This is a genomic window from Streptomyces sp. ISL-66 (genome assembly GCF_018614135.1).
In the GTDB taxonomy this organism is placed as follows: domain Bacteria; phylum Actinomycetota; class Actinomycetes; order Streptomycetales; family Streptomycetaceae; genus Streptomyces.
On record NZ_JAGGOW010000186.1, the window covers coordinates 1 to 11,732 of the forward strand.

General features: G+C 69.8%; 12 protein-coding genes and 1 pseudogene. All 13 read left to right on the forward strand.

The genetic code is table 11. From position 1 onward, the window contains the following. A pseudogene (locus J7E97_RS31280) lies at positions 1 to 334 on the forward strand (streptomycin biosynthesis regulator); the annotation flags it as partial. 347 nt (positions 335 to 681) lie between these two features. Continuing rightward, positions 682 to 1,188 carry a PhzA/PhzB family protein gene (locus J7E97_RS31285; protein WP_308346870.1) on the forward strand — a complete coding sequence of 169 codons (507 nt, stop codon included), beginning with the start codon at positions 682 to 684 and terminating at the stop codon, positions 1,186 to 1,188. A 50-nt stretch (positions 1,189 to 1,238) separates the two neighbouring features. After that, on the forward strand, positions 1,239 to 2,411 hold the full coding sequence (locus tag J7E97_RS31290) for a 3-deoxy-7-phosphoheptulonate synthase (RefSeq protein ID WP_215034312.1): 1,173 nt from the start codon (positions 1,239 to 1,241) through the stop codon (positions 2,409 to 2,411). Positions 2,412 to 2,444: 33 nt separating this feature from the next. Beyond that, positions 2,445 to 3,068, forward strand: a complete 624-nt coding sequence (locus J7E97_RS31295) for an isochorismatase family protein (protein WP_215034314.1) — start codon at positions 2,445 to 2,447, stop codon at positions 3,066 to 3,068. Next, positions 3,065 to 5,071 carry an anthranilate synthase family protein gene (locus tag J7E97_RS31300; RefSeq protein ID WP_215034316.1) on the forward strand — a complete coding sequence of 669 codons (2,007 nt, stop codon included), beginning with the start codon at positions 3,065 to 3,067 and terminating at the stop codon, positions 5,069 to 5,071. Before J7E97_RS31295 ends, J7E97_RS31300 begins: the two co-directional genes overlap by 4 nt. Positions 5,072 to 5,161: 90 nt before the next feature. Then, the gene (locus J7E97_RS31305; protein ID WP_215034318.1) at positions 5,162 to 5,998 is read left to right on the forward strand and encodes a PhzF family phenazine biosynthesis isomerase; all 837 of its coding nucleotides are present in this window, start codon (positions 5,162 to 5,164) and stop codon (positions 5,996 to 5,998) included. 113 nt (positions 5,999 to 6,111) lie between these two features. Next, the gene (gene phzG / locus J7E97_RS31310; protein WP_215034320.1) at positions 6,112 to 6,747 is read left to right on the forward strand and encodes a phenazine biosynthesis FMN-dependent oxidase PhzG; all 636 of its coding nucleotides are present in this window, start codon (positions 6,112 to 6,114) and stop codon (positions 6,745 to 6,747) included. A 192-nt stretch (positions 6,748 to 6,939) separates the two neighbouring features. After that, positions 6,940 to 7,320, forward strand: coding sequence for a nuclear transport factor 2 family protein (locus J7E97_RS31315; protein WP_215034322.1), 381 nt, complete (start codon positions 6,940 to 6,942; stop codon positions 7,318 to 7,320). Between the two features lie 94 nt (positions 7,321 to 7,414). Beyond that, positions 7,415 to 7,783: a nuclear transport factor 2 family protein gene (locus tag J7E97_RS31320; protein ID WP_251055434.1), complete on the forward strand. Its 369-nt coding sequence runs from the start codon at positions 7,415 to 7,417 to the stop codon at positions 7,781 to 7,783. A 47-nt stretch (positions 7,784 to 7,830) separates the two neighbouring features. After that, the gene (locus J7E97_RS31325) at positions 7,831 to 8,643 is read left to right on the forward strand and encodes a class I SAM-dependent methyltransferase (protein ID WP_215034326.1); all 813 of its coding nucleotides are present in this window, start codon (positions 7,831 to 7,833) and stop codon (positions 8,641 to 8,643) included. A 225-nt stretch (positions 8,644 to 8,868) separates the two neighbouring features. Next, entirely contained in the window at positions 8,869 to 10,005 is a 1,137-nt protein-coding gene (locus J7E97_RS31330) for an MFS transporter (RefSeq protein WP_251055435.1), read from the forward strand. Between the two features lie 204 nt (positions 10,006 to 10,209). Continuing rightward, positions 10,210 to 11,277 (forward strand): transposase, encoded by a 1,068-nt coding sequence (locus J7E97_RS31335; RefSeq protein WP_215034330.1) that lies wholly within the window; start codon positions 10,210 to 10,212, stop codon positions 11,275 to 11,277. Between the two features lie 130 nt (positions 11,278 to 11,407). Continuing rightward, positions 11,408 to 11,732, forward strand: a 325-nt coding sequence (locus J7E97_RS31340; protein ID WP_285428920.1) for an S-adenosylmethionine synthetase N-terminal domain-containing protein, incomplete at its 3' end; no start/stop codon positions are given.

The following is an 11,732-nucleotide window of genomic DNA, read 5'->3' on the forward strand; positions in this document are numbered from 1 at the left end:
GGCCGGACCACGGGCGCGGCCCGGCGCAGGGCCCAGCGCACGGCCCGGCCAGGGGGCCGGCCAGGGCGCCGGCGAGGCCAGCCCGGATCCGGCGGCCGCGGCCGTGCGCAAACTGCTCAAGGACCCCTCCCTCAAGGGCAGCGAGATCGGTCGGCAGCTGCTGCGCGCACTGCTCGCCACGGAGCTCACCCCGCACCAGTGGCGGCGGATCGCGGCCGTTCTGCCCGAACACTGCGCGCCGCTGGTGCGTACCGTCGCCGCGCAGCGCGCCGCCGAGTGGAACGCCCTGGCGGACGCGGTGACACCACGCCGGGAACGCCGCATGATCGCCTGACCCGACCCCCCTCCCCCTCGTTGCTCTCTCCTCCTTTCCCGTTCCCTTTTCCTTTCCGTTCCTCTGCCGTGCGCCGGAGCAGCCCGCGACCGCCGGCCGCTCCGGCCTGTCCGAATTTCCGTGCGGCACCGCACGGGATATCCGGCGCCGAATTTCCTTCCGCGCACGGCGGCCGGTGATTAGGCTGCATCGAGTCCGATACGGAAGCTGCTGTGTCCGGCGCCGTGCACGGACGCCATCCGGCCACCCCCTCAGAGGGAATTCATCCCACTTCGGCCCGCACGCTGCCGAAGTTTCCCCGGCATGCCTCCGGCAGCCGTCAGTCATTCACAGAGAAAGGGACATCCGTGTCCGAAGCCGTGTCCGAAGCCGTGTCCGAAACCGCCGCGGGATTCACCGACGCAGTCGAACTGCGCCGAAAGCACCGGGCCGTCGTCGAGCAGTACATGAACACCAGGGGCGAGGACCGCCTGCGGCGGCACGAGCTCTTCACCGAGGACGGCAGCGGCGGTCTGTGGACCACCGACACCGGCTCCCCGATCGTCATCAACGGGCGCGACCGCCTCGCCGAGCACGCCGTGTGGTCCCTGAAGTGCTTCCCGGACTGGGAGTGGTACAACGTCCGTGTTTTCGAGACGGACGACCCGAACCACTTCTGGGTCGAATGCGACGGGCACGGTGTCATCCGCTTTCCCGGCTACCCCGAGGGCTACTACGAAAACCACTTCCTGCACTCGTTCGAGCTGGCGGGCGGGAAGATCAAGCAGAACCGCGAATTCATGAATCCTTTCGAGCAGCTGCGCGCACTCGGAATTCCGGTGCCGGAGATCAAGCGTGAAGGAATACCCACCTGACGGGTCCTCCGCAGTCGAGAGCCCGGTTCTTCCCACCCTTGGAGAACAGCATGGAAAACGCCCTGCACGCCGATCAGTCCCGGGCCGCGCTCCAGCAGCCCCAATGGGGCGACCCGCTTCAGGTCCAACGGGTCCGGAAGACCCTGGAGGCCCGGCCCCCGCTTGCCAGGGCCGACCACATCCGTACGCTGCGTTCTCTGCTCGGCCGGGTCGCCACCGGGGAGGCCCTGATGGTGCAGGCCGGTGACTGCGCCGAGGACGTCAACGAGCACACGCCCGGTTACGTGGCGCGCAAAGCGGCGGTCCTCGACCTGCTGGCGGGCACCCTGCGGATGGCGACGCACAAGCCGGTCGTACGGGTGGGCCGGATCGCGGGCCAGTTCGCCAAACCGCGTTCCAGTCCCACCGAGTGGATCGATGGAGTGGAACTCCCCTCCTACCGCGGCGACATGGTGAACGGCCCCGAGCCGGATGCCGAGGGCCGACGCCCGGACCCGCTGCGCATCCTGGCCGGCTACATGGCCGCCAACGACATCGTGGAAAACCTCGGATGGAAGACCCGTACCGAGGGCCAGGGCATCGAGGCGCCGGTGTGGACCAGCCACGAGGCCTTGCTGCTCGACTACGAAGAGCCGATGCTGCGCCGCGACGAGGGCGGCGGTGCCTACCTCGGTTCCACCCACCTGCCGTGGATCGGGGAGCGCACCCGACAGGTGGACGGCGCCCATGTCGCTCTGCTCGCCGACGTGTTCAACCCGGTGGGCTGCAAGGTCGGTCCCGGCATGACGCCCGGGGAACTCCTCGCCCTGTGCGAGCGGCTCGACCCCGCCAGGGACCCCGGCCGGCTCACGCTGATCGCCCGGATGGGAGCGGGCCTGGTCGCCGACCGGCTGCCTCCGCTCGTCGAAGCGGTCCGCGCGGCGGGCCATCCGGTGATCTGGCTGACCGATCCGATGCACGGCAACACCGTCACGGCCCCCGACGGAAACAAGACCCGCATGCTGGCGACGATCGTGCGCGAGGTGCGCGGCTTCCAGCAGGCCGTGCTCGCCGGCGGGGGGATCGCCGGCGGCCTGCACCTGGAGACCACCCCGGACGACGTCACCGAGTGCGCCACCGACGAGGCCGCCCTCGCCCGGGTCGGCGAGAAGTACACCAGCCGCTGCGACCCGCGCCTCAACCCCGGTCAGGCCGTCCACGTGGTGTCGGCCTGGAACGGCTGACACCTCTCCTCTCAGAATCTGGAGGCCAGGGCCATGCCCGGCATACCGCCCATCGAACCCTACGCACTGCCCACCGCGGGCGACCTGCCGCCCAACACCGCCCGATGGACCGTCGACCCGAAGCGGGCGGTCCTCCTGATCCATGACATGCAGCGGTACTTCCTGGAGCCCTTCCCCTCCCCCCTGCGCGAAGAACTCGTCGCACACGCGGCCCTGTTGAGGCAGTGGAGCGTCGCGCGCGACGTCCCGGTGGCCTACACCGCCCAGCCCGGCGGGATGGACGACGCGCAGCGCGGACTCCTCAAGGACTTCTGGGGCCCGGGCATGCGCACCGACCCCGCCGACCGGGAGGTCGTCGTCGAACTGGCCCCGGGAGCGGACGACTGGCTCCTCACAAAATGGCGCTACAGCGCCTTCTTCCGCTCCGACCTGCTGGAACGCATGCGCGGCGCCGGACGCGACCAGCTGATCGTCTGCGGTGTCTACGCACACGTCGGGGTCCTGATGTCGGCGGTCGAGGCGTTCACCAACGACATCCAGCCGTTCCTGGTCGCCGACGCCGTCGCCGACTTCTCGGCCGAGTACCACGACCTGGCCGTGCGGTACGCCGCCGAGCGCTGTGCCGTGGTGCTCACCACCAAGGAGGTCCTCGCATGAGCCCGCGGCCGGCGTCGTTCCGGGGGAGCGGCTCGTCCTCGCCGGGACTCCTCGACCGGATACTGGGCGAAGAGCCGGGCCCGTTCGCGGTGCTGCACCGCCCCGAGACGACCGGCCCCGGGTACCTCGACGTGCTGCTCGGCGAGGTCTCGCAGCCGGATGCCCTGACCGGGATCCCGCTGCCCGACGGCCTGCCGCAGGGCGGGGGAGTACGGCACGACGTGCTCGCCGTCATCCCGTACCGGCAGATCGCCGAGCGCGGATTCGCCGCCCCCGACGACGGCGCGCCGCTGATCGCGCTGACCGTCACCGGCCAGGAGACCGTACGCGTGGAGGACGCGGTGGCGCGCATCCCCGACGTGCCGACCGAACTGCGCGATCCGCGCTTCGACGTGAGCGACGAGGAGTACGCCGACACCGTGCGCAGCGTCTTGACCGACGCCATCGGCACGGGCGAGGGCGCCAACTTCGTCGTCAAGCGGTCCTTCGTCGCGGACATCAGCGACTACGGACACCATCGGGCCCTGGCGCTCTTTCGCCGCCTGCTCGCCCGGGAGTCCGGCGCCTACTGGACGTTCGTCATCCACACCGGCGACCGGACCTTCGTCGGCGCCTCGCCCGAGCGGCACGTCAGCGTCCGTGACGGGGTCGCCGTCATGAACCCGATCAGCGGCACCTACCGCTACCCCCTGTCCGGCCCCGAACTGCCCGGGATCATGGACTTCCTCGCCGACCGCAAGGAGACCGACGAGCTCTACATGGTCGTCGACGAGGAACTGAAGATGATGGCCCAGATCTGCCCCGAGGGCGGCCGGGTCATCGGCCCGTACCTCAAGGAACTGGGCAGCGTCGCGCACACCGAATACTTCATCGAGGGACACACCGACCGGGACGTCCGCGACGTCCTGCGCGAGACGCTGTTCGCCCCGACCGTCACCGGGAGCCCGCTGGAGAGCGCCTGCCGGGTCATCGAGCGGTACGAACCGCAGGGCCGCGGCTACTACAGCGGGGTCGCCGCGCTGATGAGCCGCGACGAGTACGGCACCCGGCAACTGGACTCGGCGATCCTGATCCGCACCGCGGACATCTCCGCCGAGGGCCGCCTGAGCATCGGGGTCGGCGCCACGCTGGTGCGCCACTCGGATCCCGCCGCGGAGGCCGCCGAGACCCGAGCCAAAGCCGCGGGTCTGATCGCCGCACTCCAGGCGCCGGCCGTCAGCCGCTTCGCGGAACACCCCACGGTCCGCGCCGCCCTGGGCAGCAGGAACGACACCATCGCCGACTTCTGGCTGAGCGACGTCGGCCAGCGGCTGCGGCCGGCGCCCGACCTCGCCGGCCGCCGGGTCCTCGTCGTGGACGCCGAGGACACCTTCACCGCGATGATCGCCGGACAGCTCCGTTCGCTGGGCCTCGTGGTGAGCGTGCGGCGCTTCGACGAGAGCTACTCCTTGCACGGCTACGACCTGGTGGTCATGGGGCCCGGACCGGGCGATCCGAGCGCCCGCGACGACCCGAAGATGCGGCATCTGCGGGCGGCGGTCGACACCCTGTTGCGCGAGCGGCAGCCGTTCCTCGCCGTCTGCCTCAGCCACCAGGCGCTCAGTCTGCGGCTCGGCTTCCAAGTGCACCCCAGGGACGTCCCCAACCAGGGCGTACAGAAGGCCATCGACCTGTTCGGCGCCTCGGAACGGGTCGGTTTCTACAACACGTTCGCCGCCGTGAGCGACGACGATCTCGTCGAGGTCGACGGGGTCGGCACGGTCGAGGTGAGCCGGGACCGGGACACCGGAGAGGTGCACGCGCTGCGGGGACCGCACTTCGCGTCCATGCAGTTCCACGCCGAGTCCGTGCTCACCCGCAACGGCCCGGGCATCGTGGCGCGCGCGGTACGCGGCGTGCTGGCCTTGCCCGACGCTGCCGTACGCGCGGACGCCTCCGGACTGCCCGACGCCTCCGGACTCCCGGACACGTCCGCACGGCCGAAGCCGCGCGTCACGGTCTGACGCCGGACCGCCCCCGTGCGGTACCGCCCGGCCCGCCCCCGGCCGGCCCCGACAACCATGCGCACTCCGCGCGAGGGAGAGAGACCCGATATGCACAGGTACGTCGTAGTGGACGCATTCGCCGAGGAACCCCTGCGGGGCAACCCCGTCGCCGTCTTCTTCGATGCCGACGACATCCCCGGCGAGCGCATGCAGCGGATCGCCCGGGAGATGCACCTTTCGGAGACCACCTTCGTGCTCGCACCGCGGCACGAAGGAGACGCCCGTATCCGCATCTTCACGCCCGTCAACGAACTGCCCTTCGCCGGCCACCCGATGCTGGGCACCGCCATAGCGCTGGGCGCCGAGACCGACCGGGACAAGCTCCTGCTGGAGACCCAGATGGGAGTCATCCCCTTCGAACTGGACCGCAGGGACGGTGTGGTGGTCTCCGCGCGCATGCAGCAGCCCATCCCGACATGGGAGTTGTTCGACCGGGCCGACGAACTCATGGCAGCCGTCGGTGTGCGGGAGTCGACCCTGCCGGTGGAGATCTACCGCAACGGCCCCCGGCACGTCTTCGTGGGGCTCGACAGCGTCGAGGCGCTGTCCCGGCTCCATCCCGACCACCGGGCACTCGCCGAGTTCGAGGACCTGGCGGTCAACTGCTTCGCGGGAGAGGGAACGCACTGGCGCACCCGCATGTTCTCGCCGGCGTACGGCGTGGTGGAGGACGCGGCCACCGGCTCGGCCGCCGGACCGCTCGCCCTGCACCTCGGCCGTCACGGAGTGATCGCACCCGGGCAACCGGTGCAGATCCTGCAGGGCGTGGAGATCGGCCGCCCTTCCCTCATGCTGGCCCGTGCCGAGGGCACGGGGGAGCGCTTCGTCTCCGTCGAAGTCGGCGGCAGCGGAGCCCTGTTCGCCCGGGGCACGGCACTCGTCTGACCGGAACACCCAGGCTGAGGCCCCGCACCGACGCCCTCGCCGCCGCCCGCGCCGACGCCACGACGGCCACGACGGCCACGGCGGTCACCACACCGCACGATACGGAGGTAGCAATGAGTTCAACCAGGTCGGAAACGCTCACCGGCACCATCGAGATCAGCTTTCCCGAATACGACGCACCGCCCCCCGGCCCGGTGGGGATCGTCCGCGACTGGTGGGACACCGCCGCGCGCCTCGGCGTACGGGAGCCGAAGGCGCTGGCGCTCGCCACCGCCGACGAGCGGGGACGCCCGTCGACCCGGATCGTCGCGGTGAACGAGATCACCGACGAAGGCATCGTCTTCGCGACGCACGTCAACAGCCAGAAGGGCCGTGAACTCACCGGGAACCCCTGGGCGTCGGGTGTCCTGTACTGGCGCGAGACCAGTCAGCAGATCAGCATCAGCGGTGCGGTGGAGATCCTCGGCACCGATGCGGCCGACGCCAAGTGGCGGGAGCGGCCCCTCTTCACCCATCCCGCGTCGGTGACGTCGCGGCAGAGCGAGGAACTGCTCGACATGGCCGCGTTCCAGGCCGAGGTCGCACGGCTCGCGGACGCCGGACCGCTGCCGCGCCCGGAGACCTACGTCGCCTGTCTGCTGCGGTTCGACAGCGTGGAGTTCTGGGCCAACGGCGAGAACCGCGTGCATCAGCGCCTGCGGTACGACAGGAACGGTGACGGGTACACGGTGCGACGCCTCCAGCCGTGATCTCCGGACCTCAGGCGCCCCCGTACGGGGGCGCCCGACGGGTGCCGCTCCGCTGCCCAGCGGAGCGGCACCTTTGCGTTGCCGAACGCAGCCGAACTCCTGCACGGGCCCCGCCGCGGCCGCCGCGGATGACTTGACATAGTGCGGTGCTGCCCATCGCCAGGCATCGGCCGCATGCGCACAATTCACTGAGTGAGCGAAGAGTCCGAGAACACGGAGAAAGCCGGACCGAGCGATGCCGGGGAGATAGCGGCGGCCTATATCGCAGCCTGGCGAGGAAAAGAATTCGATGCCTTGAGGTCGCTCTTGGCAGATGACTTCTCATACGCAGGACCGCTGGCGACTCTGGACGATGCGGACAAATGCAGGGAGTCGCTGGAGCGCATGTCACCGGTGACGACGGACCTCGTGGTGGAACGGGTCTTCGTGTCGGAATCCGACGTCGTCACCTGGTTCACCTTGCACACCAGTATCGCCCCGCCCACTCCCGTCGCGAACTGGATCCATGTCGAGGACGGAAAGATCAACAGAATTCGAGCGGTTTACGACCCGCGCGCTCTGCTTTCCGACTGACTTCCGACCGGCTTTGGCCCACGCCAGACGCCAGACGCCAGACGCCAGACGCCAGACGACACACGACAGACGACAGATGAGGAAGCGAATCCTGATGGCCACAGAGCGCGAGAGAGCACGCGAGCCCGAGGAGCTGGCCCGGCTGTGGGTGGAGCGTGCCAACGAGGGCGACGCCGAGGGCATGGCCGCCCTCTACGAACCGGACGCGATCATGGCTTTCCCGATCGGCCAGGACCACTACGGCCGCGACGCCATACAGAAGGCGTTCGAAGGGATGCTGGCGAAGTTCTCGTACTTCCCGATGGAGAAGTCGCTGCCCACGCTGCGTCTGGACGACATCGCCCTGACGTCGAGCGTCCCCCAGGACAACAGCCGGGGCCGCTACCAGGTGGCGCGACGGCAGCCCGACGGTACCTGGCTGCGGGTCCTGCACTCGTCCGGTTACTTCGGCGAACCCACCTGACCTCCACCAGCGCCGGCTGGCACCCCCTCGGAAAGGAAGACAGTGCGATGAGCGCAAGCGTTGTGCCTGCCGATGCCTACACGACAGGCCTACTGAGCAAGGATCTGCCCACCGAACTGGAGCGGCTCCAACTCCTGGAGAAGACCTACGACCCGGGCACCGTGCACGCCCTGAGTCGACTGCCGATGCGGCCGGACTGGCGGTGCCTGGAACTGGGTGCCGGTGCGGGCTCCATCGCGTACTGGCTCGCCGAGCTGGTGCCCGACGGCTCCGTGCTCGCACTGGACATCGACCCCCGGTTCATCGACGGGGACCGCGCGCCCCACCTGGAGGTGCGGGGGTCGGACCTGACCACCGACGACTTTCCAGTCGGCTCCTTCGACCTGATCCACGCCCGCGCGGTGTTCATGCACCTGCCGCAGCGCGAGGAGATCCTCGAAAGGGTGATGCGCTGGCTGGCCCCCGGCGGCTGGCTGGTCCTCGAAGACGTCCACTTCCTGCCCGCGGCCGACTCCGCGTACCCGGCCTGGCGGCAGGTCCACGGTGCCTACCTGACGGCGCTCGCCGGACAGGGCATCGACCTGTCCTGGGCGCGGCGCATTCCGGCCCGGCTGGAAGCGGCCGGCTGTGATTCGGTGGGCGTCCGCGTCACCCCGGGCGGTCTCGGCGTGGACACGGTGCAGGACCAGCTTCTGGCCACCCGGCTCGTCCAGAGCGGTCCGCGACTGGTCGAAGCGGGCTTGGTGACCGCCGAACAGGTGGAAGCCGCGCAGGCCCTGGTCGCCAGTGGGCCGGCACCGGATGTCTCGACGTTCGTGTACTCCGCCTGGGGCAGGAAACCTCCCCACTCCGCCCACTGACAGATTCCCCCTCCCGCTCCCCTTCCCCCCTCCCGCTCCGGTGTCCGCGCAGTCGCACAGAGGCACAGACGCGCAGACGCCGAAGCATCTCCCCGAAGTGATCCCCCTGACGGCGGTGTGAAAGACATGAGTTCCACTCAATCAAAAGCAAACACGGGCCATTCCGTGCCTCTGGCGGCGAAGAAGGTATCGGCCACGGCAATCGCCTGGCTCTCGTTCACGACCATGTTCGTCATCGGAACCGACACCTTCCTCGTCGCCCCGATGCTGCCCATGCTCTCCCGCAATTTCGACGTCTCCACGAGCATGTCCGGCTGGATGGTGAGCGCCTACGCCCTCGGGTTCGCTCTCTTCGCTCTGGTGGCGGGCCCCCTTTCGGACGGCAGGAACCGACGCAGCGTCCTCCTCCTGGGATTCGCTGGATTCACTGTGGCAACGGCCCTCTGCGGAGTGGCGCCGAACTTCTGGGGCATGATCGTCTTCCGGGTGCTCGCCGGTATGTCGGCCGCCCTGGTCACCCCCCAGCTGTGGGCGTCCATTCCGGTCCTGGTGCCCGCCGACGCCATCGTGAAGACCATGGGCCTGGCGGGCGCCGGCATGTCCATCTCGCAGGTCGTCGGTGTTCCGATCGGCGGCTGGCTGGCGGCCAGCTCCTGGCACGTGCCGTTCTTCGCGGTCGCCGGACTCTCGGCCGTCGTATGGCTCCTGCTGTTCCGGGTCTTCCCGTCCGTGCCCGCCGCGTCGTCGGCCGGAGGCGGATTCTTCTCGGTGTACGCCGGTCTGTTCCGCTCCCGCACCTTCACCTGGTACCTCTTGGGGTATCTCGCCTATCAGACCGGTGTGTTCGAGACGATCTCGTTCATCGGGTCCTGGCTCTCCAAGGACTTCGGGCTCGGCGTCACCGCGATCAGCGCCGCGATGATGGCACTGGGTGTCGGCATGGCGATCACCTCGATCTTCGGCAGCCACCTCATCAAGCGGCTGGGTGAGGAACGCACGCTCGCCTACGCCTTCGTGGCGCTCATCCTCATCTACGGCGCCGTGCCGTTCGCCCCCAACCTGGCCACCGCGATCACCGGGCTGGCCCTCGGCTCCGTCGTGCTCGGCCTCAATTATCCGATCTTCATGGCCATGTTGCTCTCGTGCACCACCGCGGCGCGCGGCACGGTCTCTTCACTCGCGACGACCGCGCTGTACATCGGGACCATGATCGGAGGCTTCGTGGGCGGCTTCCTGCTCTCCACGTTCGACGGCTTCCACGGGGTCTCCGGATTCACCGTGGCGTCCCTTGTCATTGCCGCTCTCATCTTCGCCGGCACCGGAGCCTTCCGGTCCAAGAAGCCGGAGACCGCGGAAGCCTGACCGGGGCCCGTCCGATCGGCAGGAGCCCCGCCGTGGCAGCACCGCACGGCGTGGGACCCGGCCGCCGGCCGCCGTCCCTGACCGTGGCCGTGGAACGCGAACTCCGCAGCAGGAGGAAGCGCCCCACGGCCACGGGCCTGCCGGGTGCGACGGCGCGGCCCGCCGTTCCGGAGGCGTTCATCACCGTGGGACCAGGGGGAGTTCATGAAGAGTGCCGCGTGGCGCGAAGCCGCCGGGGACCAATCCGCCGACGAGGCCCTGCGGGCGCTGTGCGCCCCACTGTTCGCCTCGCTGGCCCGCAGCGATCAGCGCGCCCGGGCCGCGAAGTACGTCGAAGGGCTGCTCGTCACCGAGGGCCGCAGGTCCTTCCGCAACATGGCGGCCTGCCTGGGCGACGGGACCGCCCTGGAGCAGCGGCTGCACCACTTCGTCAGCTGCTCCACCTGGGACTGGATGCCGGTCCGCCGCGCCCTGGCCGCGCGGGCGGCGGCCGCCGCGCCGCTCGACGTGTGGGTGCTGCGCCCCATGCTCACGCCGAAGGAGGGCGACGACATCGCCGGCGTACACCGCCGGTACGTCCCCGACCTCGGCGCCGTACGCAACGTCCAGTACGCCGTGGGGCTTTGGGCCGTGTCCGGGGCGCAATGCCAGCCTGTCAACTGGCAGTTGCTGCGGCCCGGCGCCGCAGACGCCCGGACGGACCGCCCGGGAGGGCCGCTTGTTCCCGGGCGCAGCCGCGCGCGGACCCCGACGGAGTGCGCGATCGAGGTGCACCTGGACCTGCTGAACGGACCCGGGCGGCGACTTCCCTCCAGGCCGGTGGTGATGGCGATCGACGGAATCGACGTGATCGACGCGGTCAGGCGACTGCGCGCCGCCCGGTTGCCGTTCCTCATCAAGGTCGGCCGGGCCGTCCCGCTCGGCCTCCTCACTCCCGCACCCCTCTCCGGCGCGGAGGACCTGCTTCTCTTCGGATGCCGTGCGGGCGGCGAGTCCGGCCCCGACGAGGTGTGGCTCACCGACCTGCTGGACGCCCGTCCTGCGGAGCTGGTGGCCCTGGCGGCGTCGGCGCGTACGGTTGAGGAGTCCTTCGCGCGGGTAACCGACCCGGTCGGCGCGCGGGACTTCACGGGCCGCACCTTCGACGGCTGGCACCGCCACCTGACGCTCGTGTCCGTGGCGCACGAGGTTCGCGCGACCGCCCAGGGCCCCTCACTCCCGAGGGAGTCCGTTCTCGTTCCAGGTGCTGTCGAGCGCGTGCGTCTGGCTTGATCCCGCACGCGCCGCGCGGTTCGCGCCGACCGCATCCCGTTCCGTTCTGTCTGCCGGGGCCGCGCTTAACGCGATCACTGCCCCCTTTCCATTGGTTCCGCCGGTTTTACCGGACCTTTCAAGGAGTGTCATGTCCCGTCGTCTCTTCACCTCGGAGTCCGTGACCGAGGGACATCCCGACAAGATCGCCGACCAGATCAGCGACACCATCCTCGACGCGCTGCTCCGCGAGGACCCGACTTCGCGCGTGGCCGTGGAGACCCTGATCACCACCGGTCTCGTGCACGTCGCGGGAGAGGTGACGACGAAGGCCTACGTGCCGATCGCGCAGTTGGTCCGCGAGGCGATCCTGGAGATCGGCTACGACTCCTCCGCCAAGGGTTTCGACGGTGCCTCGTGCGGTGTGTCGGTGTCGATCGGCGCGCAGTCCCCGGACATCGCGCAGGGCGTGGACA

What these genes read in the sequence shown, in the direction of transcription:
- J7E97_RS31330 (WP_251055435.1), top strand. Translation starts at nt 8,869, where the DNA reads ATGTTCGTCATCGGAACCGACACCTTCCTCGTCGCCCCGATGCTGCCC.
- J7E97_RS31300 (WP_215034316.1), top strand. Translation starts at nt 3,065, where the DNA reads ATGAGCCCGCGGCCGGCGTCGTTCCGGGGGAGCGGCTCGTCCTCGCCG.
- J7E97_RS31305 (WP_215034318.1), top strand. Translation starts at nt 5,162, where the DNA reads ATGCACAGGTACGTCGTAGTGGACGCATTCGCCGAGGAACCCCTGCGG.
- J7E97_RS31325 (WP_215034326.1), top strand. Translation starts at nt 7,831, where the DNA reads ATGAGCGCAAGCGTTGTGCCTGCCGATGCCTACACGACAGGCCTACTG.
- J7E97_RS31290 (WP_215034312.1), top strand. Translation starts at nt 1,239, where the DNA reads ATGGAAAACGCCCTGCACGCCGATCAGTCCCGGGCCGCGCTCCAGCAG.
- J7E97_RS31295 (WP_215034314.1), top strand. Translation starts at nt 2,445, where the DNA reads ATGCCCGGCATACCGCCCATCGAACCCTACGCACTGCCCACCGCGGGC.
- phzG (WP_215034320.1), top strand. Translation starts at nt 6,112, where the DNA reads ATGAGTTCAACCAGGTCGGAAACGCTCACCGGCACCATCGAGATCAGC.
- J7E97_RS31335 (WP_215034330.1), top strand. Translation starts at nt 10,210, where the DNA reads ATGAAGAGTGCCGCGTGGCGCGAAGCCGCCGGGGACCAATCCGCCGAC.
- J7E97_RS31320 (WP_251055434.1), top strand. Translation starts at nt 7,415, where the DNA reads ATGGCCACAGAGCGCGAGAGAGCACGCGAGCCCGAGGAGCTGGCCCGG.